Annotated in this window: 23 protein-coding genes; 17 read left to right on the top strand and 6 right to left on the bottom strand. The window is 58.0% G+C overall.

The features are described from left to right. Positions 1-30 precede the first annotated feature (30 nt). Positions 31-588: a DNA-3-methyladenine glycosylase I gene (locus J3P95_RS00115; RefSeq protein WP_434559730.1), complete on the bottom strand. Its 558-nt coding sequence runs from the start codon at positions 586-588 to the stop codon at positions 31-33. An 81-nt stretch (positions 589-669) separates the two neighbouring features. Between J3P95_RS00115 and glyQ the strand changes: the two genes are divergently transcribed. The 4 genes from glyQ (at position 670) to J3P95_RS00095 (ending at position 5,071) form a co-directional block, all read left to right on the top strand. Further along, entirely contained in the window at positions 670-1,623 is a 954-nt protein-coding gene (gene glyQ, locus J3P95_RS00110; RefSeq protein WP_434559728.1) for a glycine--tRNA ligase subunit alpha, read from the top strand. Next, on the top strand, positions 1,620-3,674 hold the full coding sequence (gene glyS / locus J3P95_RS00105; RefSeq protein WP_434579241.1) for a glycine--tRNA ligase subunit beta: 2,055 nt from the start codon (positions 1,620-1,622) through the stop codon (positions 3,672-3,674). Before glyQ ends, glyS begins: the two co-directional genes overlap by 4 nt. Positions 3,675-3,677: 3 nt before the next feature. Then, positions 3,678-4,211, top strand: coding sequence for a D-glycero-beta-D-manno-heptose 1,7-bisphosphate 7-phosphatase (gene gmhB / locus J3P95_RS00100; RefSeq protein WP_434559724.1), 534 nt, complete (start codon positions 3,678-3,680; stop codon positions 4,209-4,211). 80 nt (positions 4,212-4,291) lie between these two features. Next, entirely contained in the window at positions 4,292-5,071 is a 780-nt protein-coding gene (locus tag J3P95_RS00095) for a lysophospholipid acyltransferase family protein (protein ID WP_434559722.1), read from the top strand. A 173-nt stretch (positions 5,072-5,244) separates the two neighbouring features. Here J3P95_RS00095 and J3P95_RS00090 read toward each other — a convergent pair whose 3' ends face one another. Next, positions 5,245-6,762: an ATP-binding protein gene (locus J3P95_RS00090; protein WP_434579244.1), complete on the bottom strand. Its 1,518-nt coding sequence runs from the start codon at positions 6,760-6,762 to the stop codon at positions 5,245-5,247. A 215-nt stretch (positions 6,763-6,977) separates the two neighbouring features. On the opposite strand from J3P95_RS00090, the gene J3P95_RS00085 reads away from it, so the two are divergent. Continuing rightward, a complete protein-coding gene (locus J3P95_RS00085; protein ID WP_434579246.1) occupies positions 6,978-7,715 on the top strand; it encodes a response regulator transcription factor in 738 nt (245 codons plus the stop codon). A 54-nt stretch (positions 7,716-7,769) separates the two neighbouring features. Here the strand turns inward: J3P95_RS00085 and gyrB are convergent, their stop codons facing one another. The 4 genes from gyrB to dnaA are packed head-to-tail and all read right to left on the bottom strand — an operon-like array spanning position 7,770 to position 13,977. Continuing rightward, complete coding sequence (gene gyrB / locus J3P95_RS00080) at positions 7,770-10,187, bottom strand: DNA topoisomerase (ATP-hydrolyzing) subunit B (protein WP_434559714.1); 2,418 nt, start codon at positions 10,185-10,187, stop codon at positions 7,770-7,772. Positions 10,188-10,192: 5 nt separating this feature from the next. After that, positions 10,193-11,296: a DNA replication/repair protein RecF gene (recF, locus tag J3P95_RS00075; protein ID WP_434579249.1), complete on the bottom strand. Its 1,104-nt coding sequence runs from the start codon at positions 11,294-11,296 to the stop codon at positions 10,193-10,195. A 14-nt stretch (positions 11,297-11,310) separates the two neighbouring features. Beyond that, on the bottom strand, positions 11,311-12,414 hold the full coding sequence (gene dnaN / locus J3P95_RS00070; RefSeq protein WP_434559710.1) for a DNA polymerase III subunit beta: 1,104 nt from the start codon (positions 12,412-12,414) through the stop codon (positions 11,311-11,313). Positions 12,415-12,453: 39 nt separating this feature from the next. Beyond that, positions 12,454-13,977: a chromosomal replication initiator protein DnaA gene (dnaA, locus tag J3P95_RS00065; protein WP_434579251.1), complete on the bottom strand. Its 1,524-nt coding sequence runs from the start codon at positions 13,975-13,977 to the stop codon at positions 12,454-12,456. A 567-nt stretch (positions 13,978-14,544) separates the two neighbouring features. Here dnaA and rpmH point away from each other — a divergent pair. The 12 genes from rpmH (at position 14,545) to atpE (ending at position 25,104) form a co-directional block, all read left to right on the top strand. Continuing rightward, the gene (rpmH, locus tag J3P95_RS00060; RefSeq protein WP_003213577.1) at positions 14,545-14,679 is read left to right on the top strand and encodes a 50S ribosomal protein L34; all 135 of its coding nucleotides are present in this window, start codon (positions 14,545-14,547) and stop codon (positions 14,677-14,679) included. Positions 14,680-14,695: 16 nt separating this feature from the next. After that, positions 14,696-15,097 (top strand): ribonuclease P protein component, encoded by a 402-nt coding sequence (gene rnpA / locus J3P95_RS00055; RefSeq protein WP_039593248.1) that lies wholly within the window; start codon positions 14,696-14,698, stop codon positions 15,095-15,097. Further along, entirely contained in the window at positions 15,090-15,335 is a 246-nt protein-coding gene (gene yidD / locus J3P95_RS00050; RefSeq protein WP_010465488.1) for a membrane protein insertion efficiency factor YidD, read from the top strand. Before rnpA ends, yidD begins: the two co-directional genes overlap by 8 nt. A gap of 2 nt (positions 15,336-15,337) precedes the next feature. Then, positions 15,338-17,020, top strand: coding sequence for a membrane protein insertase YidC (yidC, locus tag J3P95_RS00045; protein WP_434559706.1), 1,683 nt, complete (start codon positions 15,338-15,340; stop codon positions 17,018-17,020). A 79-nt stretch (positions 17,021-17,099) separates the two neighbouring features. After that, the gene (gene mnmE, locus J3P95_RS00040) at positions 17,100-18,470 is read left to right on the top strand and encodes a tRNA uridine-5-carboxymethylaminomethyl(34) synthesis GTPase MnmE (RefSeq protein ID WP_434579254.1); all 1,371 of its coding nucleotides are present in this window, start codon (positions 17,100-17,102) and stop codon (positions 18,468-18,470) included. A gap of 563 nt (positions 18,471-19,033) precedes the next feature. Next, positions 19,034-20,932 carry a tRNA uridine-5-carboxymethylaminomethyl(34) synthesis enzyme MnmG gene (gene mnmG, locus J3P95_RS00035; protein ID WP_434559702.1) on the top strand — a complete coding sequence of 633 codons (1,899 nt, stop codon included), beginning with the start codon at positions 19,034-19,036 and terminating at the stop codon, positions 20,930-20,932. Positions 20,933-20,937: 5 nt separating this feature from the next. Then, positions 20,938-21,573 (top strand): 16S rRNA (guanine(527)-N(7))-methyltransferase RsmG, encoded by a 636-nt coding sequence (gene rsmG / locus J3P95_RS00030; RefSeq protein ID WP_434581322.1) that lies wholly within the window; start codon positions 20,938-20,940, stop codon positions 21,571-21,573. A gap of 18 nt (positions 21,574-21,591) precedes the next feature. Then, on the top strand, positions 21,592-22,389 hold the full coding sequence (locus J3P95_RS00025; protein ID WP_030139029.1) for a ParA family protein: 798 nt from the start codon (positions 21,592-21,594) through the stop codon (positions 22,387-22,389). Between the two features lie 9 nt (positions 22,390-22,398). Beyond that, a complete protein-coding gene (locus J3P95_RS00020) occupies positions 22,399-23,271 on the top strand; it encodes a ParB/RepB/Spo0J family partition protein (RefSeq protein ID WP_003187197.1) in 873 nt (290 codons plus the stop codon). 148 nt (positions 23,272-23,419) lie between these two features. Then, on the top strand, positions 23,420-23,827 hold the full coding sequence (locus J3P95_RS00015; protein ID WP_434559700.1) for a F0F1 ATP synthase subunit I: 408 nt from the start codon (positions 23,420-23,422) through the stop codon (positions 23,825-23,827). A 16-nt stretch (positions 23,828-23,843) separates the two neighbouring features. Then, positions 23,844-24,713, top strand: coding sequence for a F0F1 ATP synthase subunit A (gene atpB, locus J3P95_RS00010; protein ID WP_434559698.1), 870 nt, complete (start codon positions 23,844-23,846; stop codon positions 24,711-24,713). A 133-nt stretch (positions 24,714-24,846) separates the two neighbouring features. Then, a complete protein-coding gene (gene atpE / locus J3P95_RS00005) occupies positions 24,847-25,104 on the top strand; it encodes a F0F1 ATP synthase subunit C (protein WP_003097235.1) in 258 nt (85 codons plus the stop codon). Positions 25,105-25,114 lie beyond the last annotated feature (10 nt).

Here is a 25,114-nt window from a genome sequence, read left to right as displayed (position 1 = left end):
AATTCATGGGCGTGTCGCGAGCCGGCTATTCTAACCACCGTTTGCCAGCTCGGCGTAGCGGTCGCAGTCCTGGGTGTGGTCCATGACCATGCCCGATGCCTGCATCAGCGCATAACAGATAGTGGGTCCGACGAAAGTAAATCCGACCTTTTTCAGGCCTTTGCTCATTGCCAGCGCTTCAGGCGTGATGGCCGGCACTTCGGTGCGGTCCTTGAAATGATTGATGATGGGCTTGCCGCCCACGAACGACCAGAGCAACGCCACCGGGTCTTCCAGCGCCAGCCAGGCCTGGGCATTGCGGCGGGCGGCCTTGAGCTTGAGGCGGTTGCGGATGATGCCGGGATCGAGCATCAGCTCGTCGATTTCGGCGTCGCTCATTTGCGCCACTCGCTGCACATCGAAGCCGTACAACACTTCCCGGTAGCGCTCACGTTTGCGCAAAACGGTGATCCAGGACAACCCGGCCTGGAACCCTTCGAGCAAAAGCAACTCGAACAAACCCTGCGCATCGCGCAGCGGCGTGCCCCACTCCTGATCGTGATAAGCCATGTACAACGGATCGTCAGAACACCAAAAGCAGCGTGGCATAAGGCTCCAGGGGGCGTGCGCACGGACGAATCGGGTATACTCCCGCTCTTTAAATCGCAGCCCAAGAAACAGGTGAATTTCGTGAGCCAGCCTACGCCAGCCGTGCGTACCTTCCAAGACTTGATCCTCGCCCTCCAGCAATACTGGGCCGAGCAAGGTTGCGTGGTACTTCAGCCCTACGATATGGAAGTAGGTGCCGGCACTTTCCACACTGCCACGTTTCTGCGTGCCATCGGCCCGGAAACCTGGAACGCCGCCTACGTGCAGCCGAGCCGCCGGCCGACTGACGGCCGCTACGGCGAAAACCCGAACCGCCTGCAGCATTACTACCAGTTCCAGGTCGTGCTGAAGCCGAACCCGGAAAACTTCCAGGAACTCTACCTGGGCTCCCTCAAGCACGTCGGCCTTGATCCGCTGGTGCACGACATTCGTTTCGTCGAAGACAACTGGGAGTCGCCAACGCTGGGCGCCTGGGGCCTGGGCTGGGAAGTCTGGCTCAACGGCATGGAAGTGACCCAGTTCACCTACTTCCAGCAAGCGGGCGGCATCGAGTGCTACCCGGTCACCGGCGAGATCACCTACGGCCTGGAACGTCTGGCCATGTACCTGCAAGGCGTGGATTCGGTCTACGACCTGGTGTGGGCCGACGGCCCGTTCGGCAAAGTGACCTATGGCGATGTGTTCCACCAGAACGAAGTGGAGCAGTCGACCTATAACTTCGAACACGCCAACGTCGAGAAACTGTTCGAACTGTTCGACTTCTATGAAAGCGAAGCCAAGCGTCTGCTCGAACTGGACCAGCCGCTGCCGTTGCCGAGCTATGAAATGGTGTTGAAGGCGTCCCATACCTTCAACCTGCTGGACGCACGCCGGGCGATTTCCGTGACCGCGCGCCAGCAATACATCCTGCGTGTACGCACCCTGGCGCGTTCCGTCGCGCAAGCCTATCTGCTGGCCCGTGCCAAGCTGGGCTTCCCGATGGCGACCCCGGACCTGCGTGATGAAGTGTTGGCTAAGCTGGAGGCTGCACAATGAGTGCTCAAGATTTTCTGGTTGAACTGGGCACCGAAGAATTGCCACCCAAAGCCCTGAACACCTTGGCCGATGCGTTCCTGGCCGGTATTGAAAAAGGCCTGCAAGGCGCTGGCCTGAACTTCGAAACCAAACACGTCTATGCCGCACCGCGTCGCCTGGCCGTGCTGATCACCGCCCTGGAAACCCAGCAGCCGGACCGCAGCATCAACCTCGACGGCCCGCCACGCCAGGCCGCGTTCGATGCCGATGGCAATCCGACCCAAGCCGCGCTGGGCTTCGCCAAGAAGTGTGGCGTGGACCTGAGCGAAATCGACCAGAGCGGCCCGAAGCTGCGTTACAGCCAGAGCATCAAGGGCAAGCCGACCGCCAGCCTGTTGCCGACCATCGTAGAAGATTCGCTGAACGACCTGCCGATTCCCAAGCGCATGCGCTGGGCGGCGCGCAAGGAAGAGTTCGTGCGTCCGACTCAGTGGCTGGTGATGCTGCTCGGCGACCAGGTCATCGACTGCACGATCCTGGCCCAGAAGGCCGGTCGTGATTCCCGCGGCCATCGCTTCCATCATCCGCAGAGCGTGCGCATCACCTCGCCGGCCAATTACCTGGCCGACCTGCGTGCCGCCTACGTGCTGGCCGACGCCAACGAACGCCGCGAGCTGATCAGCAAGCGCACCGAAGAGCTGGCCACCCTGCAGGAAGGCACCGCCATCGTGCCGGCCAACTTGCTGGACGAGGTGACCGCGTTGGTGGAATGGCCGGTGCCGCTGGTGTGCTCGTTCGAAGAACGTTTCCTTGAAGTGCCTCAGGAAGCGCTGATCACCACCATGCAGGACAATCAGAAATACTTCTGCCTGCTGGACGCCGACGGCAAGTTGCTGCCGCGCTTCATCACGGTCGCTAATATCGAAAGCAAGGATCCGCAGCAGATCATCGCCGGTAACGAAAAAGTCGTTCGCCCGCGCCTGACCGACGCCGAATTCTTCTTCAAGCAGGACAAGAAACAATCCCTGGAAAGCTTCAATCTGCGTCTGCAGAACGTGGTCTTCCAGGAAAAACTCGGCAGCGTCTACGACAAGGCCGAGCGCGTTTCCAAGCTGGCGGCATTCATCGCCCCGCGTATCGGCGGTGACGCCCAGCGCGCGGCCCGTGCCGGCATCCTGTCCAAGTGCGACCTGTCCACCGAAATGGTCGGCGAGTTCCCGGAGATGCAAGGCATCGCCGGCTACTACTACGCCCTCAACGACGGCGAGCCGCAAGACGTAGCGCTGGCGCTGAACGAGCAATACATGCCACGCGGTGCCGGCGCTGAATTGCCGACCACCCTGACCGGGGCGGCCGTGGCGATCGCCGACAAGCTCGACACCCTGGTGGGGATTTTCGGCATCGGCATGTTGCCCACCGGCAGCAAAGACCCTTATGCCTTGCGTCGCGCGGCGCTGGGCGTGCTGCGGATCCTGATCGACAAACAACTGGACCTGGACTTGAACGACGCCGTGGCGTTCGCCGTCAATGCGTTCGGTAGCAAGGTCAAGGCCGCAGGCCTGGCCGATGCGGTGCTGGAGTTCGTCTTCGACCGCCTGCGAGCGCGCTATGAAGACGAAGGCGTCGATGTCGCAACCTACCTGTCGGTGCGTGCCTTGAAGCCAGGCTCGGCCTTGGACTTTGACCAGCGCGTACAAGCAGTGCAGGCGTTCCGTAAGTTGCCGGAAGCCGCCGCGCTGGCTGCGGTGAACAAGCGGGTATCAAATCTGCTGGGCAAGGCCGAAGGCAAGATCGCGGCCACGGTTGAAGCCAAGTATTTCGATAACGCCAACGAGTTCTCCCTGTACTCAGCGATCCAGCAGGCAGACCAGGCGGTTCAGCCGATGGCAGCGGCGCGTCAGTACAGCGAAACCCTGGCGCGCCTGGCGGCATTGCGCGAACCAGTTGATGCGTTTTTCGAAGCGGTGATGGTCAATGCCGAAGACGCCAATGTGCGGGCCAACCGCTATGCGCTGCTGGCGCGGCTGCGTGGCTTGTTCCTCGGTGTTGCCGATATTTCGCTGCTGGGGTAAATCTTGAAGCTGCTGATTCTCGATCGGGACGGAGTGATCAATCACGACTCCGACGCTTACATCAAATCGGTAGAGGAGTGGCTGCCGCTCCCCGGTTCGATCGAAGCCATCGCGCAGCTGAGCAAGGCCGGCTGGACCGTGGCGGTTGCCACCAACCAGTCGGGCATTGCTCGCGGTTACTATGACCTCACCGTCCTTCAGGCCATGCATGATCGCTTGCGCGACTTGGTGGCGGAGCAGGGCGGTGAAGTCGGATTGATCGTCTATTGCCCGCACGGGCCAGACGACGGCTGCGATTGCCGCAAGCCCAAGCCAGGCATGTTGAACACCATTGCCGCTCATTACGATGTGGCGTTGGCAGGTGTGTGGTTCGTCGGCGACAGCCTCGGTGACCTGGAGGCAGCCAAGGCCGTCGATTGTCAGCCAGTTTTAGTAAAGACCGGGAAAGGCGAAAAGACTCTGGGCAAGACCCTGCCGGTGGGCACCTTGATTTTTGACGACTTGGCGGCGATTGCCGCTGAACTTATCCACAATTAGAGCTCCCAAGACAACCTGATCAAGGATTGTTCGGGAAGCGCTTGAACAGGCGGGCATTGCCCGCAACGGTAAACGCCGCTATGTCGATATTGCAGGCCATCAGAGCCTTTCTCTTTTACCTGCTGTTGGGCACCAGTTCCTTGCTGTGGTGCTCCCTGAGTTTTTTTATCGCGCCTTTCTTGCCGTTCAAGGCGCGCTACCGTTTCATCAATGTGTACTGGTGTCGTTGCGCACTATGGCTGAGCAAGGTGTTCCTGGGCATCAGCTATGAAGTCAAAGGCGCCGAGAACGTGCCTGACCGGCCGTGCGTCATCCAGTCCAACCACCAAAGCACCTGGGAGACCTTCTTTCTCTCGGCCTACTTTGAACCTTTGAGCCAAGTGCTCAAGCGTGAGTTGTTGTTCGTGCCGTTTTTTGGCTGGGCAATGGCGATGCTGCGCCCGATCGCCATTAATCGTGACAACCCCAAGGTTGCACTCAAGCAGGTCGCGCAAAAAGGCGATGAATTGCTCAAGGATCACGTCTGGGTGTTGATCTTCCCGGAGGGCACGCGTGTGCCTTATGGCACGATTGGCAAGTTTTCCCGTAGCGGTTCCGCATTGGCGGTGAACGCAAGCCTGCCGGTGCTGCCAATTGCACACAATGCGGGAAAATTCTGGCCCAAGACGGGCTGGCTCAGGACGCCGGGGATTATCACCGTAGTGATTGGCCCGCCGATGTATGCCGAGGGCAGCGGGCCTCGCGCCGTAGCCGAACTGAACGACCGTGTACAGGCGTGGAATGAACAGACCCAACGGGAGCTCGGTTCACTGCCTCCAGCGCCTGCTGCGCCCGCAACGACGGACAAGGTTGCCGTCTGAAAATTGTGGATAACCTGTGTACCGTTTCGTCTGATTCCGTTACTTTTGTTCCATAACATCTTGTTTTTATTACATATTTACTAAAGATATAAAACAGCCGTAAAGGTGCATAAGTTTTTACAGCCTCGTAAAGGAGCGCGGTCTGCGGTATCGCCGCAGACTGGGATTTCCAGTCAGTCGTTCAACAGCGGAAACCGCAAACTGAAGGTGGTCCCTTCGCCTACTACGCTGCGACACTCTATATTCCCACCATGACGGTCCACTACCGCCTTCACCATCGATAAACCCAAACCGATGCCATCCACTCCATGGGCGGAAGAGAAGCGCCGGTACTGGATGAACAAATCCGGCAGCTCTTCGCCGCCAATGCCCTTTCCTTGGTCAACGACGTGACACGCCAACCAACCCTGCATGCAACGAACCTGTAGGGAAATGCGCGTTTGTGTCGGGCTGTACTTGATGGCGTTTTCGAGCAAATTGAACAGTGCCCGGGTGAGCAAGGGTTGATCGGCACTGACCATGGCTTCTTCATCGTCCAGCTCGTGCTCCAACTGGATATTTTTTGCCTGTGCGATCGGCAACGCCTGGTCAATCACATCCAGAATCAGCATGGCGAACAGCGTAGGCCGAAATTGGTAGGTCTCGGATTCAGCCTTGGCCAACTGCACAAAACCGTCCGTCAGGTCCAAGGCGCGGCGCACCTGGCGTTCGATCTGGTCGAATAATGGATTCTCCAAGTCGGCCTCATGCCGCTGCACATCGAGCAATGCCAGGATGGCCGAGTGAGGCGCGCGCAGGTCATGTGACAGGAACCGGAGCATCACGCTGCGCTGCTCTTCGGCTTCACGCTCGGCACTCAAGTCGGTCAGGCTCAGCAACCAGCCCACGGGAACGTCATTGTCAGCCGGTAACAGCGCGGCCCTCTCAAGGCGTAGGCTGCGCTCGCGAGTGTCGCGAAATTCTACCAGCGGCAACGTGGACAAACGGTGGACAGGGGAGTGCGCCAATGCCGGATAGCCCAGCCGAGCCAATTCCTCCAGCACGTCGCCGCCCGCCAAAGCATGACCGAACAACTCGCGAGCCTTGCGGTTGCCGAGCAATATCTTGCCCTGCGGATCGCTGATCATGGTGGCCACGGGCAAATATTCCAGGCCATCCGCAATAAAGCGACGCGTATCCCGCGTCCGGCTCATGGCCTGTTCCAATGCCATGATTTGTCCCTGCAAACGATCAGTGCCGGTGTAAGAGGCCCGACGACGCTCCGGAAATACCTTCGGCTCCGCATCCAGGCGCGCCAGTTCCCAGCCAAAATAAGCCAGCACTACACTCAGACGTCGCCAGTTCCAGATCAGATAGCCAAACAGCATTCCCAATAAACTGGACACCGGTGACCACCACCAATCCCACGCATCCACCAGCGCGCCGATCAACAGGGCTACGCCCATCCCCGCTAGCGTCGTTCCCATGGCAAGGCGAGGGCGCCACAACAGCAGGCCCAATACAACGCCAACCAGACAGGCTGACAGCAAGGCGCCGACTGGCCCACTGCGAGTGGGTTGCATAGAAAACGAAAGCAGCGCTGTCAGGGGCAACAAAATCACACTTATCCACAACCACTCACGCACCAATTGTCGAAACAATCGTTGCACTTGGGTGGGTTCACGGCTTTCACGACGACGTGGATTAGTCATAGGCACCTTGGCTGAACACAAGGAGGTAGATTGCGTGATGCATCATGCGGCGTACCGACAGGCAGGAAGCCCAAGACTATAGCCGACTCGATGGGTGGTGCGCTGCTGCCTTTCCCTCTGGGCCACGAGCCGGTATTGTCGCAGCAGCGACAGGAGGAAGGTTGCGTTACCTCCTGAGATGTCCGTTATTTTCGAGATCAAGGAAATCGCATTCCATGCGAGTCGCCATTCTGGATGATGAACCGGCCGAACTGCGCCGGGTAGAACACACGCTTCAACAAATACCGGGCAGGGGAGAACAAACCTGGACCCTGCACCGCTTTGAAAGAGGCGAAGACCTGCTGCGGCAATTGCGCCGGGAAACCTTCGACTTGTTGATTCTTGACTGGCAATTGCCGGACATAAGTGGGCTTTCGCTGCTGCGCTGGACCCGCGAGCACATGGATTCGCCACCGGCCGCCATCATGCTGACCAGCCGCGACGGCGAGCACGACATCGTCCAGGCCCTCAACGCCGGCGCCGACGACTATGTGAGCAAACCCTTCAGGCCCAACGAACTCAAGGCACGAGTCACTGCGGTGCTGCGGCGCCACAACCTGCAACGCGCCCCGGCCAGTGACGTGTTGGTGTTTAACGATTTGGAGTTCGACGACGCTGAGCTGACCGTCACTCGCGCCGGTATTCCCATTAGCCTCACCGAACGAGAGTACCGCTTGGCTCGCTGCCTGTTCGCCAACCTGGGCCGGCCGTTGTCCCGGGAGTATTTCTACGAGCGCTTCTGGACCCATGAAGAAATGACCTCGTCGCGCCCGCTCGACACTCACATCTATCGCCTGCGCAACAAACTCGGGCTGACGGCGGATCGGGGTTGGCAGCTGCTGACCATTTACGGTTATGGATATCGGTTGGAGAGTGTGGCGGCGGGCAGTGAGGCCTCGGTGGCGAGTGCCTAAAAAAAAGGCCAACGCATAAGCGTTGGCCTTTTTAGTTGAGCGGGGCACGCTGGATCAGAAGTCCAGGTTAGACACCGCCAACGCATTGCTCTCGATGAAATCACGACGAGGCTCGACCGCATCACCCATCAAGGTGTTGAAGATCTGGTCCGCGCCAATGGCGTCTTCGATGGTGACTTTCAGCATTCGGCGCGAACTCGGGTCCATGGTGGTTTCCCACAATTGATCCGGGTTCATCTCACCCAACCCTTTGTATCGCTGGATAGTGTGGCGCTTGGTGCTTTCGGCCATCAGCCATTCAAGGGCTTCCTTGAACTCGGTCACGGCTTTCTTGCGTTCGCCACGCTGGATGTACGCCCCATCGTCCAGCAGCGTGCTCAGTTGCGCGCCGAGGGATACCACAGTCTTGTAGTCGTTGCTGCCGAAGAAGTCGCGGTTGAAGGTGACGTAGTTCGACAGACCGTGGGAGATCAGTTCAACCTCCGGCAGCCAGACGTTACGTTCACGGTCTTCACGCAGGCTGGCTTTGTAGACCAGGCCGGATTTTTCCACGGTACGCAGGCGTACTTCGTACTGGGCCAGCCAATCCTGCATCGCTGCGTGATCGGACAGCTGCTCCAGGCTAACGGCCGGCAGGTAGATGAAGTGCTCGGTCAGTTCCTGTGGGTACAGGCGTGACAGGCGCTTGAGGGTTTTCATCACCAGGCGGAAGTCATTCACCAGACGCTCAAGGGCTTCACCGGAAATGCCCGGGGCATCTTCGTTCAGGTGCAGGCTCGCGTCTTCCAGGGCCGACTGCGTCATGTACTCTTCCATGGCGTCGTCGTCCTTGATGTATTGCTCTTGCTTGCCTTTCTTGACCTTGTACAGCGGCGGCTGGGCGATGTAGATGTAGCCGCGCTCGATCAGCTCCGGCAGTTGACGGAAGAAGAACGTCAGCAACAGGGTGCGGATGTGCGAACCGTCGACGTCGGCGTCGGTCATGATAATGATGTTGTGATAACGCAGCTTGTCGATGTTGTACTCTTCACGACCGATGCCACAGCCCAGCGCGGTGATGAGCGTGCCCACCTCCTGGGAAGAGATCATCTTGTCGAAGCGCGCCTTCTCGACGTTCAGGATCTTGCCCTTGAGCGGCAGGATGGCCTGGGTGCGACGGTTGCGGCCCTGCTTGGCGGAACCGCCAGCAGAGTCACCTTCCACGAGGTACAGCTCGGACAGGGCAGGGTCCTTTTCCTGGCAGTCAGCCAACTTGCCCGGCAGGCCGGCGATGTCCAGCGCGCCTTTGCGGCGGGTCATCTCACGGGCCTTGCGCGCGGCTTCACGGGCACGGGCGGCGTCGATCATCTTGCCGACCACCAGCTTGGCTTCGTTCGGGTTCTCCAACAGGAAGTCGGAGAAGTACTTGCCCATTTCCTGTTCCACTGCGGTCTTCACTTCGGAAGACACCAGCTTGTCCTTGGTCTGGGAACTGAACTTCGGATCCGGCACCTTCACCGAGATGATCGCGGTCAGGCCTTCACGGGCGTCATCGCCGGTGGTGGCAACTTTGTGCTTTTTCGCCAGACCTTCCTGTTCGATGTAGTTGTTCAGGTTACGCGTCAGCGCCGAACGGAAGCCCACCAGGTGAGTACCGCCGTCGCGCTGCGGAATGTTATTGGTGAAGCACAACAGGTTCTCGTTGAAGCTGTCGTTCCACTGCAGGGCGATTTCCACGCCGATGCCGTCTTCACGCTGGACGTTGAAGTGGAACACCTGGTTGACCGGGGTCTTGTTGGTGTTCAGGTATTCAACGAACGCACGCAAGCCGCCTTCATACTTGAACAGTTCTTCCTTGCCGCTGCGCTCGTCCTTGAGGACGATGCCGACACCAGAGTTGAGGAAGGACAGTTCACGAATCCGCTTGGCCAGGATGTCCCAGCTGAAATGGATGTTCTTGAAGGTTTCGCTCGAAGCCTTGAAGTGGATCTGGGTGCCGGTGCTTTCGCTGTCGCCCACGATCGCCATCGGAGCCTGAGGCACACCGTGAACGTAGGTTTGTTCCCAGATCTTGCCGCTTCGGCGAACGGTAAGAACAAGCTTTTCGGACAGGGCGTTCACAACGGAAACACCTACACCGTGAAGACCGCCGGATACTTTGTAGGAGTTGTCGTCGAATTTACCGCCGGCGTGCAGCACGGTCATGATGACCTCGGCCGCGGATACGCCTTCTTCTTTGTGCACGTCTACCGGGATGCCACGGCCGTTGTCGCGAACGGTGATGGATTCATCCGGGTGGATAATGATGCTGATGTCGTCGCAATGGCCGGCGAGGGCTTCGTCGATGGAGTTGTCGACCACCTCGAACACCATGTGGTGCAGACCGCTACCATCGTCGGTGTCGCCAATGTACATACCGGGACGTTTGCGTACGGCATCCAGGCCTTTAAGCACTTTAATGCTTGTTGAGTCGTACGTATTTTCTTCGCTCAATGCCTTCACTCCCGATGGTCGTGGGTCTGGGTGATACGGCCCTGTTCCACGTGGAACAGAGCGACTGGCGTTTCCGTCTGCCAGCCTTCCCTCAATAATTCGTGGTCTACACAAGTGATGAACACTTGGCAGCGTAAGTCTTCCAGCAAGCGGCACAGCGCGCGGCGGTGGGCTTCGTCCAGTTCGGACGGCAAGTCATCCACCAGATAAATACACTGACCGCGACGGGCCTGGCTGACCAGATGTCCCTGGGCAATACGCAAGGCACACACCACCAGTTTCTGCTGGCCTCGGGACAAAATGTCCGCGGCATTGTGTGCGCCGAATCTGAGACGCAAGTCTGCACGTTGTGGTCCGGCCTGGGTATGGCCCATCTGCTGATCACGCTGAAGCGAGCCAGCCAATACGGCACTCAACTCCCGGTCCTTGTCCCAACCTCGGTAATAGCTGAGCGTCAGGCCCTCAAGCTCAACCAGTTCGCTCAAGGTCTGTTCAAAGACCGGTTTCAAGGCTTTGATGTAAGCACGGCGGTATTCATCAATTTCAGCGCTGGCCTGGCACAGTTCCCTGTCCCAAACCGCCTGTGAAACGGCGTCAAGTGTACCATGTCGTAGCCAAGAGTTTCGCTGGCGCAGCGCCTTCTGCAAGCGCTGCCAAGTCGCCATGAAGCGTGGTTCCACGTGGAACACGCCCCAATCGAGAAACTGCCGACGAATTTTCGGCGCGCCTTCCAGCAGTCGGAAGCTATCCGGGTTGATCAGCTGCAGCGGCAGGATCTCTGCCAGTTGCGCGGCGCTACGGGCATTCTGCCCATCGATGCGGATCTGGAACTCGCCTTGCCGGTCCCGCGAGATCCCCAGGGCACTGTGGCCACCTTCCGCCAGTTCCACCTGTCCGAACACCGTGCACGCAACTTGATCGTACTGGATGACCGGTAACAGACGGCTGCTTCGAAACGAACGGGCAAGCCCGAGCAGGTGCACGGCTTCCAGGACGCTGGTTTTGCCGCTGCCGTTGGCGCCGTAAAGGATATTGATGCGGGGGGAAGGGGAGAAGGTCACCGGGTGCAGATTGCGCACCGCGGTGACCGAGACGCGACTTAAGGACATCTAGCTGATTCTGATTACAGACGCATCGGCATGACAACGTAGGCCGAATCGTCGTTATCGGACTCTTGCACCAGCGCACTGCTGTTGGAGTCAGACAGGATCAGTCGTACCTGCTCAGTGGTCATTACGCCCAGCACGTCGAGCAAATAGCTAACGTTGAAGCCGATTTCCAGAGAGCCACCGTTGTAGTCCACACCTACTTCTTCTTCCGCTTCTTCCTGCTCCGGGTTGTTCGCCTGGATCTTCAGCTGACCATTGGCCAATTGCAGGCGAATGCCACGGTACTTCTCGTTGGACAGAATCGCCGTTCGGCTGAAGGCTTCGCGCAGTGCCTGCCGGTCACCCAGCACCAGTTTGTCGCCACCTTTGGGCAGCACACGTTCATAATCCGGGAACTTGCCGTCTACCAGCTTCGAAGTGAAAGTAAATTCACCCGTGGTCGCACGGATGTGATGCTGGCCCAGCACGATGCTGACGTTGCCGTCGGGCTCAGTCAGCAGGCGCGCCAGTTCAAGGATGCCTTTGCGCGGTACGATCACCTGATGACGGTCCGGCTGACCGATATCGGCCTGCATCGAGCACATCGCCAGGCGGTGACCATCGGTGGCCACGGCGCGGATGATACCGGCGGAAACCTCCAACAGCATGCCGTTGAGGTAATAACGCACGTCCTGCTGCGCCATGGCGAAACTGGTGCGCTCAATCAGGCGACGCAGTTTGCTTTGCTCAAGGCTGCAAGTCAGCGAGCCTGGGCCTTCTTCAACGGTCGGGAAATCATTCGCCGGCAGGGTCGACAAAGTAAAGCGGCTACGCCCCGCCTTGACCACCAGCTTCTGCTCGTCGACCTTGATATCGATCAGCGCGTCGTTCGGCAGGCTCTTGCAGATGTCCATCAGCTTGCGCGCCGGCACCGTGATGGCGCCTGGATCGGCCGGCTCTTCGAGTTGGACACGACCAACCAGTTCGACTTCCAGGTCGGTACCGGTCAGCGATAATTGCTGGCCTTCGACAACCAGCAGCACGTTGGAAAGTACCGGCAAGGTCTGGCGGCGTTCGACAACGCCCGCGACCAGTTGCAGGGGTTTCAACAGGGCTTCGCGTTGAATGGTGAAATGCATGGTCTAGTCCCTTGCCTTAATAAGCTGCGCTGGTGGTCATCAAGTGGTCAGTGTACGCAGCAGGTTCTTGTAGTCCTCGCGGATGTCCGCGTCGGATTCCTTAAGTTCATTGATCTTGCGGCAGGCGTGCAGCACCGTCGTATGGTCGCGGCCGCCAAACACATCGCCGATTTCCGGCAGGCTGTGGTTGGTCAGTTCCTTGGACAAGGCCATGGCCACCTGTCGTGGACGCGCCACCGATCGCGAACGGCGCTTCGATAGCAGATCGGAAATCTTGATCTTGTAGTATTCAGCAACGGTGCGCTGAATGTTATCCACAGATACCAGCTTGTCCTGAAGCGCCAACAGATCCTTCAGCGATTCGCGAATCAGCTCGATGGTGATATCGCGGCCCATGAAGTGCGAGTGGGCGATAACGCGTTTAAGTGCGCCTTCAAGCTCACGCACGTTTGAGCGAATACGCTGGGCGATGAAGAAAGCCGCGTCATGAGGCAACTCGACCTTGGCCTGGTCGGCCTTCTTCATCAAGATCGCGACCCGGGTTTCCAGCTCCGGTGGCTCGACGGCTACCGTCAGGCCCCAGCCGAAACGCGACTTCAAACGTTCTTCCAGGCCTTCGATCTCTTTCGGGTAGCGGTCGCTGGTGAGAATGACCTGCTGGCCACCTTCAAGCAATGCATTGAAGGTGTGGAAAAACTCTTCCTGTGAACGTTCCTTGCGAGCGAAGAACTGAATATCGTCGATCAGCAAAGCATCCACCGAACGGTAGAAACGCTTGAACTCGTTGATGGCGTTCAGTTGCAGCGCCTTGACCATGTCGGCCACGAAACGCTCCGAATGCAGGTAGACGACCTTGGCATTCGGGTTCTTCTTCAGGAGATGGTTGCCCACAGCGTGCATCAAGTGGGTTTTACCCAAGCCTACGCCGCCATAAAGGAAGAGCGGGTTATAGCCATGCTTGGGGTTATCCGCCACTTGCCAGGCCGCCGCTCGGGCCAGCTGGTTGGACTTACCCTCGACGAAGTTTTCGAAGGTAAAGGTGCGGTTCAGATAGCTGGTGTGCTTGAGCGCACCTTCTACCTGAACGGTGCGTTGTTCTGCCCGTACCGGGGCCTGCTGGGAGCTTGCACCCGCCATGGGGTCGAAGCTGTCCCTTGAGGGTTCTTCGCTGACCTCGGCGGTTTTTTGTGCGTTGCGTTTGCTTGAAGTAGGCGTGGGTGCCGGCGCGGCATGGTTGTTGACTGGCGCGGCGGCAGCCTGGGCTTGGGACGCAGAGGCGGCCAGTGGCGCATTGGGAGCCGCCCGCGGCGCCGAGCTGCGTTTGCTGCCTATTAATAACGACAGCGCGGGCGCCATGCCGTTGCCATGCTCGTCGAGCAGTTCCATGACCCGGCCCAGGTACTTTTCGTTGACCCAGTCGAGAACGAAACGGTTCGGTGCATAGACACGCAACTCGTCGCCTTCGGCTTCGACCTGTAGTGGACGGATCCAAGTGTTGAATTGTTGGGCAGGCAGCTCATCGCGCAAAAGCTCCACGCACTGCTGCCAAAGTTCCACTGACACGGATATCCCCTAAGTCGAAAGCCGGTGAGGCAAAAACAAGCGGACATTGTAGCGATCAGTCGTTCACTTATCCACATAGAGGTTGCTCAACGACCATGATTTATCAACGCCTTACCCATGAGAAAGGCGACGGGCGGTCGGCAGCTAAGCCCTGTGGATAAGCCGCCCTAAGGCCGTTGCACAACTGGGGGTTAAAGTCAGTGGATAAGCGCCCTGTGGATAAATACCTATTCCACCCACAGCTTATCCGACAGTGCAGCACAGGGATGCCACCGCTTTCCCCTGTAGTTGTCATTCTCTGTACGCCCCATAAAACAAGGGCTGAGCTAAGTTATCCACAGACGAAGGCCGGCCTTGCTTTTATAAGCTTTACAGAAAAGCTTTAAATAATTCCCTTCTTTATTTCTATATCTAGCGCAGCGTGATGAATCCTCCCAAAGCGCCTGGATATCTATTTAAAGGAAACGCTGGTTGGAAATTGACCTAGAGGCTTGCTTTCTCTAGAATCCCCGGTCTCTTAAAACGGGGGCCATTCCGGCCCGTTGTGGACGAACCAGGTAACACGACATGAAACGTACTTTCCAACCAAGCACTATCAAACGCGCTCGTACCCACGGTTTCCGTGCTCGCATGGCTACCAAGAACGGTCGTGCCGTCCTGTCGCGTCGTCGCGCCAAAGGTCGTGCGCGTCTGGCAGTTTGATAATCCGGCACTGGAGGTGAGTCAGGACTTCAGTCGGGAAAAGCGTCTGCTTACCCCCCGGCATTTCAAGGCAGTCTTTGACTCCCCTACCGGCAAGGTTCCGGGGAAAAATCTCCTGCTCCTTGCGCGCAGTAACGATCTCGATCACCCCCGACTCGGGCTGGTTATCGGGAAAAAGAGCGTAAAGCTCTCCGTTCAGCGCAATCGCCTCAAACGTCTGATGCGCGAATCGTTTCGCCTGAACCAGGATTCACTGGTCGGCTGGGACATTGTTATCGTCGCGCGCAAAGGTTTGGGTGATGTAGAAAACCCCGAATTGATTCAGCATTTCGGCAAGCTCTGGAAACGCCTGGCTCGTAACAAGCCAGCACCGGCAGTCAACACCGAAACTGTAGGGGTAGACAGTACCGATGCGTAAACTGGCACTCGTTCCGATCCAGTTTTACCGCTACGCCATTAGTCCTCTGATGGCCAGCCACTGTCGTTTCTACCCCAGTTGTTCCTGCTACGCGTATGAAGCCATAGAAAATCATGGCCTTCTGCGCGGTGGCTGGCTGACCTTTCGTCGTTTAGGTCGCTGTCATCCGTGGAATCCCGGCGGTTATGACCCGGTTCCGCCTATCCCTACCTCCCGTTCTTCTTCGATGGCCGAGTAATCATGGATATCAAACGCACGATCCTGATCGTCGCCCTGGCAATCGTGTCCTATGTCATGGTCCTTAAATGGAACCAGGACTACGGTCAGGCTGCCCTGCCGACTCAGAATGTTGCAGCCAGCAATACCGCACCGAGCCTGCCGGATACAGCAACTGGCAGTAGCACCGCCAGCAATGACGATGTCCCGCGCGCGGCAAGCGACACCAGTGCTCCAGCCGAAGCCCCCGTGGCGGCCAGCAAGGACCTGATTCAGATCAAGACCGACGTGCTCGAGCTGGCAATCGATCCACAAGGTGGCGATGTCGCCCAGTTGAAGCTGCCTTTGTATCCGCGTCGCCAGGACCATCCGGAAATCCCGTTCCAGTTGTTCGACAACGGTAACGAGCGCACCTATCTGGCCCAAAGCGGCCTGATCGGCGCCAACGGTCCCGATGCCAACCCGGCCGGTCGTCCGGTTTATTCGGCGGAGAAGAAGGTTTATCAACTGGCTGACGGTCAGGACCAACTGGTCGCCGACCTGAAGTTCAGCAAGGATGGCGTCAATTACATCAAGCGTTTCACCCTGAAGCGCGGCATGTATGACGTGACTGTGACTTACCTGGTCGACAACCAGAGCGCCCAACCGTGGTCTGGCGCGATGTTTGCGCAGCTCAAGCGTGACGCCAGTGATGATCCTTCTTCCAGCACCGCCACCGGCACCGCGACTTACCTGGGCGCGGCCCTGTGGACAAGTTCGGAGCCGTACAAGAAAGTGTCCATGAAAGACATGGACAAGGCGCAGCTCAAGGAAACCGTCCAAGGTGGCTGGGTTGCCTGGTTGCAGCATTATTTTGTAACCGCGTGGATTCCGCAGAAAGGCGAAAACAACCTCGTCCAGACGCGTAAAGACAGCAAAGGCAACTACATCGTCGGTTACACCGGCCCGGCGCTGACCGCCGCGCCAGGTGCGAAAGTCGAAACCAGCGCCATCCTGTACGCCGGGCCAAAAAGCCAGGCTGTGCTCAAGGAGTTGTCCCCAGGCCTGGAACTGACTGTGGATTACGGTTTCCTGTGGTTCATTGCCCAGCCAATCTTCTGGCTGCTGCAACATATCCACAGCATCGTCGGTAACTGGGGCTGGTCGATTATTTTCCTGACCATGCTGATCAAGGGGATCTTTTTCCCACTGTCGGCGGCCAGCTATAAATCCATGGCGCGCATGCGTGCCGTGGCGCCGAAACTGGCAGCGCTGAAAGAGCAACATGGCGATGATCGGCAGAAAATGTCCCAGGCCATGATGGAGCTGTACAAGAAAGAGAAGATCAACCCGCTGGGTGGTTGCTTGCCGATTCTTGTACAGATGCCGGTATTCCTCGCGCTTTACTGGGTTCTGCTGGAAAGCGTGGAGATGCGTCAGGCACCGTTCATGCTGTGGATTACCGACCTGTCGATCAAGGATCCGTTCTTCATCCTGCCGATCATCATGGGCGCGACCATGTTCATCCAGCAACAGTTGAACCCGACACCTCCGGATCCGATGCAGGCGAAGGTCATGAAGATGATGCCGATTATCTTCACCTTCTTCTTCCTCTGGTTCCCAGCGGGTCTTGTGCTGTACTGGGTTGTGAACAACGTGTTGTCCATCACCCAGCAGTGGTACATCACGCGTAAGATCGAAGCGGCTGCGAAAAAAGCCGAGGCGTAACTTGCTCTGTGGATAACCACACAAAACGCCCCCTAGTGGGGCGTTTTGCTATCTGTCACTTTTGTCTGGATACCGGTTTATGAGTGCTCCGCGTGAAACCATCGCTGCTGTCGCCACCGCCCAAGGTCGCGGCGGCGTTGGCATTGTTCGTATCTCCGGTCCCTTGGCCAGTGTAGCGGCCAAGGCCATCAGCGGTCGCGAACTCAAGCCGAGGTTCGCTCACTACGGCCCGTTTCTCGATGCCGAGCAGCAAGTGCTCGACGAAGGCCTGGCCTTGTATTTCCCTGGGCCGAATTCATTCACCGGCGAAGATGTGCTGGAGCTGCAAGGCCACGGCGGTCCCGTGGTTCTGGACATGCTGCTCAAGCGCTGCCTGGAACTGGGTTGCCGACTGGCACGGCCAGGAGAATTTAGTGAGCGAGCGTTTCTCAATGACAAACTCGACCTGGCCCAAGCCGAAGCCATCGCCGATCTGATCGAAGCCAGTTCTGCACAGGCCGCACGCAACGCATTGCGTTCGTTGCAGGGCGCTTTTTCCCTGCGCGTGCATAACCTCACCGAACAATTGATTGGCCTGCGCATCTACGTCGAAGCTGCAATCGACTTTCCGGAGGAAGAAATCGACTTCCTCGCCGATGGCCACGTGCTGGGCATGCTCGACAAGGTTCGCGAAGAGTTATCCACAGTACTGCGTGAGGCAGGGCAAGGTGCTCTGTTACGTGATGGGATGACCGTGGTGATCGCTGGAAGGCCAAACGCGGGCAAATCCAGCTTGTTGAATGCGCTTGCTGGTCGCGAGGCAGCCATTGTGACGGAAATTGCCGGCACTACCCGGGACATTCTCCGTGAACATATCCACATCGACGGCATGCCGCTCCACGTGGTTGATACCGCAGGTCTGCGCGACACCGATGACCAGGTGGAAAAAATCGGCGTTGAACGTGCGCTCAAGGCCATCGGGGAAGCTGACCGGGTATTGTTGGTGGTGGATGCCACCGCGCCAGAAGCAGACGACCCATTCGCGCTGTGGCCCGAATTCCTCGAAGTCCGCCCAGACCCAGCGAAAGTCACCTTGATTCGCAACAAGGCCGACCTGACCGGGGAGGCGATTGCCCTCGAAGTCAGCGAGGACGGTCATGTGATCATCAGCCTGAGCGCAAAGTCGGCGGGTGAAGGACTGGAACTGCTGCGCGAGCACCTCAAGGCTTGCATGGGCTATGAGCAGACCTCGGAAAGCAGCTTCAGCGCTCGCCGGCGACACTTGGAAGCGTTGCGCCATGCCAGCGCTGCCTTGGAACACGGTCGCGCGCAGCTGACCTTGGCGGGGGCTGGCGAGTTGTTGGCCGAAGACCTGCGTCAGGCACAACATTCCCTAGGGGAAATTACCGGGGCTTTCAGCTCCGATGACTTGCTGGGCCGGATCTTTTCCAGCTTCTGCATCGGTAAATAGCCCGCCTTAACACCGGGTTTGCCCTCGAAACCTATCGAGCGCAACGCAAACCCGGTCCTCCCTGTCTTTTTTTAAACCGATTGCCCTTGATGGCGGCTTGCCTGTGGACGCTACCGCGGCTCCGTAGCGGCCGTTTTCTGTGGATTAAGGCCTGTGAATAACTGCCATTGAGGCCGGTTGATAAACCGCCTCAAAAGCTGAAGATAACCGTGTCTGTGGATAACAATCCCTTTAATCCACAGGCTTACACCGGTTATCCAAGCCTCTCCTGGCCACATGACCACAGGGTTTTGAATCGCTGTACACAGCGTAAATAAAGGCTTACAAAACTTTATCCACAGATTTGTGGCTCAGTAAGAATAAACATAAAAACAAAGGTTTTATAAATTTCTCTCTTTTTTATTTATTTAATCGCCAGTTCTCCACAGCTGGTTAAATTTTGTGCAAAGGGTTCTTTAGGAAGTGCTAAGTCCCTATACTTGCCGACCTGGTTCGAAAACCGCCCAGGACTCGACCCAAATCTATTTCCGAATTACCTGAATAAAACAGGCACGAGGTGCGTGGTGGATTTCCCTTCCCGTTTTGAAGTGATCGTCATCGGCGGCGGTCATGCCGGTACCGAGGCAGCACTTGCATCAGCACGCATGGGCGCAAAAACCCTGCTGTTGACGCATAACGTGGAAACCCTCGGTGCCATGAGTTGCAACCCCGCTATCGGTGGGATCGGCAAGAGCCATCTGGTCAAGGAAATCGATGCCCTTGGCGGTGCGATGGCGATGGCCACCGATAAAGGCGGCATCCAGTTTCGCGTTTTGAACAGCCGCAAAGGCCCAGCGGTGCGCGCTACTCGCGCCCAGGCCGACCGAGTTTTGTACAAGGCCGCTGTCCGTGAAATCCTGGAAAACCAGCCGAACCTGTGGATATTTCAACAAGCGGCCGATGACCTGATCGTCGAGCAAGACCAGGTGCGCGGTGTCGTCACGCAAATGGGCCTGCGTTTCTTCGCCGATTCCGTCGTGTTGACCACCGGTACGTTCCTTGGCGGACTTATCCACATCGGTTTGCAGAATTTTTCCGGCGGTCGCGCCGGTGATCCGCCGTCGATTGCCCTGGCTCACCGTCTGCGTGAGTTGCCATTGCGTGTCGGGCGCCTGAAAACCGGTACGCCACCTCGCATCGACGGCAAGTCGGTGGATTTCTCGGTGATGACCGAGCAGCCTGGCGATACGCCGATCCCGGTGATGTCGTTCATGGGCAACAAGGAACAGCATCCACGGCAAGTCAGTTGCTGGATCACCCATACCAACGCACGCACCCACGAAATCATCGCGGCGAACCTCGATCGTTCGCCGATGTATTCCGCCGCCGGTGAAATTGAAGGTGTCGGCCCACGTTACTGCCCGTCGATCGAAGACAAGATCCATCGCTTTGCCGACAAGGAAAGCCACCAGGTCTTCATCGAGCCGGAAGGCCTGACGACCCATGAGCTTTATCCGAACGGGATATCCACCTCGCTGCCGTTCGATGTGCAATTGCAAATCGTGCAATCGATTCGCGGCATGGAAAATGCCCACATCGTTCGCCCGGGCTACGCCATCGAATACGACTATTTCGACCCGCGAGACCTGAAGTACAGCCTGGAAACCAAAGCGATCGGCGGTCTGTTCTTTGCCGGACAGATCAACGGCACCACCGGTTACGAAGAAGCCGGTGCCCAAGGACTGTTGGCAGGTGCCAACGCCGCCCTGCGCTCCAAGGGCAAAGAAGCCTGGTGCCCGCGCCGCGATGAGGCGTACATCGGTGTGCTGGTAGATGACCTGATTACCCTGGGCACCCAGGAACCGTATCGGATGTTCACCTCTCGCGCCGAATATCGCCTGATCCTGCGTGAAGACAACGCCGACCTTCGCCTGACCGAGAAAGGTCGTGAGCTAGGCTTGGTGGATGACGTGCGCTGGGCCGCGTTCTGTAAAAAACGCGAGAGCATCGAGCTGGAAGAGCAGCGCCTGAAAAGCACCTGGGTTCGTCCTGGTACCGAGCAGGGCGATGCTATCGCGGTGAAATTCGGCACGCCGTTGGCCCACGAATACAACTTGCTCAATCTCTTGAGCCGCCCGGAAATCGATTACGTCGGGCTGGTGGAAGTCACCGGCCACGGTGCCGAGGATCCGCAGGTGGCCGAACAAGTCGAAATCAAGACCAAGTACGCCGGCTATATCGACCGCCAGCAGGACGAAATCGCCCGTTTGCGCGCCAGCGAAGACACCAAGCTGCCTGTGGATATCGATTACACCGGCATTTCCGGATTGTCGAAAGAAATCCAGAGCAAGCTCGGTGCGACCCGTCCAGAGACCTTGGGCCAGGCTTCGCGCATTCCCGGCGTCACCCCGGCGGCGATTTCGCTGTTGATGATACATCTGAAAAAACGCGGCGCGGGCCGCCAGTTGGAGCAAAGCGCTTGAGTTCGATGGTTACCTCGCAACATGCCGAAGAGTTATCCACAGGTGCCCGTCAGCTCGGCGTCAGCCTGACCGAAGCCCAGCATGCGCAGTTGCTGGCTTATCTGGCGTTGTTGATCAAGTGGAACAAGGCCTACAACCTGACCGCCGTGCGCGATCCGGATGAAATGGTTTCGCGGCATTTGCTCGACAGCCTCAGCATCATGTCCTTCATCGAAAAAGGGCGCTGGCTGGATGTCGGCAGCGGCGGAGGCATGCCGGGCATCCCGCTGGCGATCCTTTTTCCTGACTCACAAGTGACCTGCCTCGACAGCAACGGCAAGAAAACCCGCTTTCTGACCCAGGTCAAACTCGAACTCAAACTGGATAACCTGCAAGTTATCCACAGTCGCGTCGAAGCGTTCCAGCCTGCCGAGCCGTTCAACGGGATCATCTCCCGAGCTTTCAGCAGCATGGAGAACTTCAGCAACTGGACTCGCCACCTGGGCGATGCCGATACGCGCTGGCTGGCAATGAAGGGCGTTCATCCGGCCGATGAGCTGGTAGCATTGCCGGCAGACTTCCACCTCGATAGCGAACACGCCCTGGCCGTACCCGGTTGCCAAGGCCAACGCCATCTGCTGATACTGCGCCGCACGGCATGATTGGGAATACAAGCAACAATGGCTAAGGTATTCGCGATAGCGAACCAGAAAGGTGGTGTGGGCAAGACCACCACCTGCATCAACCTCGCAGCTTCCCTGGTCGCTACCAAGCGACGGGTGCTGTTGATCGATCTCGATCCACAGGGCAACGCCACCATGGGTAGCGGTGTGGATAAACATGGCTTGGAAAACTCCATCTACGACGTCCTGATCGGCGAATGCGATTTGGGCCAGGCCATGCATTTTTCCGAACACGGTGGTTATCAGCTGCTGCCGGCCAACCGTGACCTCACGGCGGCGGAAGTGGTGCTGCTGGAAATGCAGATGAAGGAAAGCCGCCTGCGCAGCGCACTGGCGCCGGTCCGCGAGAACTACGACTACATTCTGATCGACTGCCCTCCGTCGCTGTCGATGCTGACCCTCAACGCCTTGGTGGCTGCCGATGGGGTCATTATTCCCATGCAGTGCGAATACTTCGCCCTCGAAGGGTTGAGCGACCTTGTGGATAACATCAAGCGCATCGCCGAGTTGCTGAATCCAGAGCTGAAAGTCGAAGGCCTACTGCGCACGATGTATGACCCGCGCTTGAGCCTGATGAACGACGTATCGGCCCAGCTCAAGGAGCACTTCGGCGAGCAGCTCTACGACACCGTCATTCCGCGCAACATCCGCCTGGCCGAAGCACCGAGCTACGGCATGCCGGCCCTGGCCTATGACAAACAATCCCGTGGTGCGCTGGCTTACCTGGCCCTGGCGGGCGAGATGGTTCGCCGTCAGCGTCGTCAGCCACGCATCGCTGCAGCCCAGCCAACTTAAGGAAACCCCATGGCCGTCAAGAAACGAGGTCTCGGACGTGGACTGGATGCGCTGCTCAGCGGCCCCACAGTCAGCTCGCTGGAAGAGCAAGCCGTGCAGGCTGACCAGCGCGAATTGCAGCACTTGCCCCTGGACCTGATCCAGCGTGGCAAATACCAGCCGCGCCGGGACATGGACCCGCAGGCACTGGAAGAGCTGGCGCAATCGATCAAGAGCCAGGGCGTGATGCAACCGATCGTGGTCCGGCCGATCGCCAATGGGCGTTTCGAGATCATCGCTGGCGAACGTCGCTGGCGCGCCAGCCAGCAGGCTGGCCAAGAGACCATTCCGGCGATGGTCCGCGATGTACCGGATGAGACCGCCATCGCCATGGCATTGATCGAAAACATCCAGCGCGAAGACCTCAACCCGATTGAGGAAGCCGTGGCCCTGCAACGCTTGCAGCAGGAATTCCAACTGACCCAGCAACAAGTCGCCGAAGCAGTGGGTAAATCCCGGGTGACCGTGGCCAACCTGCTTCGGTTGATTGCGTTGCCGGAAGTCATCAAGACCATGCTGTCCCACGGTGACCTGGAGATGGGGCATGCCCGGGCATTGCTCGGTTTGCCGGAGAATCAACAAGTCGAAGGGGCGCGACATGTTGTCGCACGCGGTCTGACCGTGCGCCAAACCGAGGCACTGGTTCGCCAATGGCTGAGCGGTAAACCGGCCCCTGTCGAAGCGCCAAAGACCGATCCGGACATCGCTCGCCTCGAACAGCGGCTGGCCGAGCGCCTGGGCTCTGCGGTGCAGATTCGCCACGGAAAGAAGGGCAAAGGTCAGCTGGTGATCGGATATAACTCTCTCGACGAGTTGCAGGGCGTGCTTGCGCACATTCGCTGAAACAATTGCTCTTGTAGCGCGCAGTCGGAAATCACTACCTGAAGGTTGAATAGGGGCAGAACCGCCCCTATACTCTGCGCGCATTTTGTCGGCACAAATTATGCCAAGTTATTGAATTTCGGCAGCCGACCCTTGGAGAGCAAAAGCGATGGAAACACGCACGCCAAACCGCTTGCCGTTCCATCGTCTGGCAGTTTTCCCGGTATTGATGGCCCAGCTTGTCGTTGTACTGATCGCCGCGTTGGCGCTTTGGCAATGGAAGGGAGTCGTCGCCGGATACTCAGGTCTTTGCGGAGGCCTGATAGCCTTGCTTCCCAATATTTACTTCGCTCACAGGGCATTTCGGTTTTCCGGCGCCCGAGCAGCCCAAGCCATCGTCCGGTCTTTTTATGCCGGCGAGGCAGGGAAACTGATTTTGACGGCAGTGCTGTTTGCACTGACGTTTGCAGGTGTGAAGCCTTTGGCGCCGCTGGCTGTATTCGGCGTGTTCCTATTGACCCAGATGGTCAACTGGTTCGCTCCCCTGCTAATGAGAACAAGACTTTCGAGACCTTAGGGCGTTTGAGGCAACCATGGCAGAGACAACCGCTTCGGGCTATATCCAGCACCACTTGCAGAACCTGACCTTCGGTCAGCTACCCAATGGCGGCTGGGGCTTTGCTCACACCGCAGCAGAAGCCAAAGAAATGGGCTTCTGGGCTTTCCACGTCGATACCCTCGGCTGGTCGGTCGCGTTGGGTCTGATCTTCGTTTTCCTTTTCCGCATGGCGGCAAAGAAAGCGACTTCCGGTCAGCCTGGTGCACTGCAGAACTTCGTTGAAGTATTGGTCGAATTCGTCGATGGCAGCGTGAAAGACAGCTTCCATGGCCGTAGCCCGGTGATTGCGCCGCTGGCACTGACCATCTTCGTCTGGGTGTTCCTGATGAACGCCGTCGACCTGATACCGGTCGACTGGATTCCTCAGCTGGCCATCCTGATCTCCGGCGATGCGCACATCCCGTTCCGCGCCGTGTCGACCACCGACCCGAACGCGACCCTGGGCATGGCGTTGTCGGTTTTCGCACTGATCATTTTCTATAGCATCAAGGTCAAGGGCATCGGCGGCTTCATCGGCGAACTGACCCTGCACCCGTTCGGCAGCAAGAACATCCTCGTTCAAGCCCTGCTGATCCCGGTGAACTTCCTGCTGGAATTCGTGACCCTGATCGCCAAGCCTATCTCTCTGGCCCTGCGTCTGTTCGGCAACATGTACGCCGGCGAACTGGTGTTCATCCTGATCGCTGTGATGTTCGGCAGCGGCCTGCTCTGGCTCAGCGGCCTGGGCGTGGTGCTGCAATGGGCGTGGGCTGTGTTCCACATCCTGATCATCACCTTGCAGGCGTTCATCTTCATGATGCTGACCATCGTCTACCTGTCGATGGCGCACGAAGAAAACCATTAAGGCCAGTCTCGACTAGTCTGATGTCCTTCCCGGTCAAACGGGAAGGGGCCCGTACCGGGCTCGATGAAACGATTTGTTTTACCGCTTTAATCTAAAAAACCTAAACCATACGACGTAAAAGTCGGGAGGAAAGATGGAAACTGTAGTTGGTCTAACCGCTATCGCTGTTGCACTGTTGATCGGCCTGGGCGCACTGGGTACCGCAATTGGTTTCGGCCTGTTGGGCGGAAAATTCCTGGAAGGCGCCGCGCGTCAGCCAGAAATGGTTCCAATGCTGCAAGTGAAAATGTTCATCGTTGCCGGTCTGCTCGACGCCGTAACCATGATCGGTGTTGGTATCGCTCTGTTCTTCACCTTTGCGAACCCGTTCGTTGGTCAGATCGCTGGCTGATTACTCGGAT

It is taken from the genome of Pseudomonas sp. Z5-35, from assembly GCF_051131945.1.
GTDB classification, from domain to species: Bacteria; Pseudomonadota; Gammaproteobacteria; order Pseudomonadales; family Pseudomonadaceae; genus Aquipseudomonas; species Aquipseudomonas marvdashtae.
The sequence above is the reverse complement of the archived record's forward strand: the minus strand, read 5'-3'. Positions and strand labels throughout refer to the sequence as shown.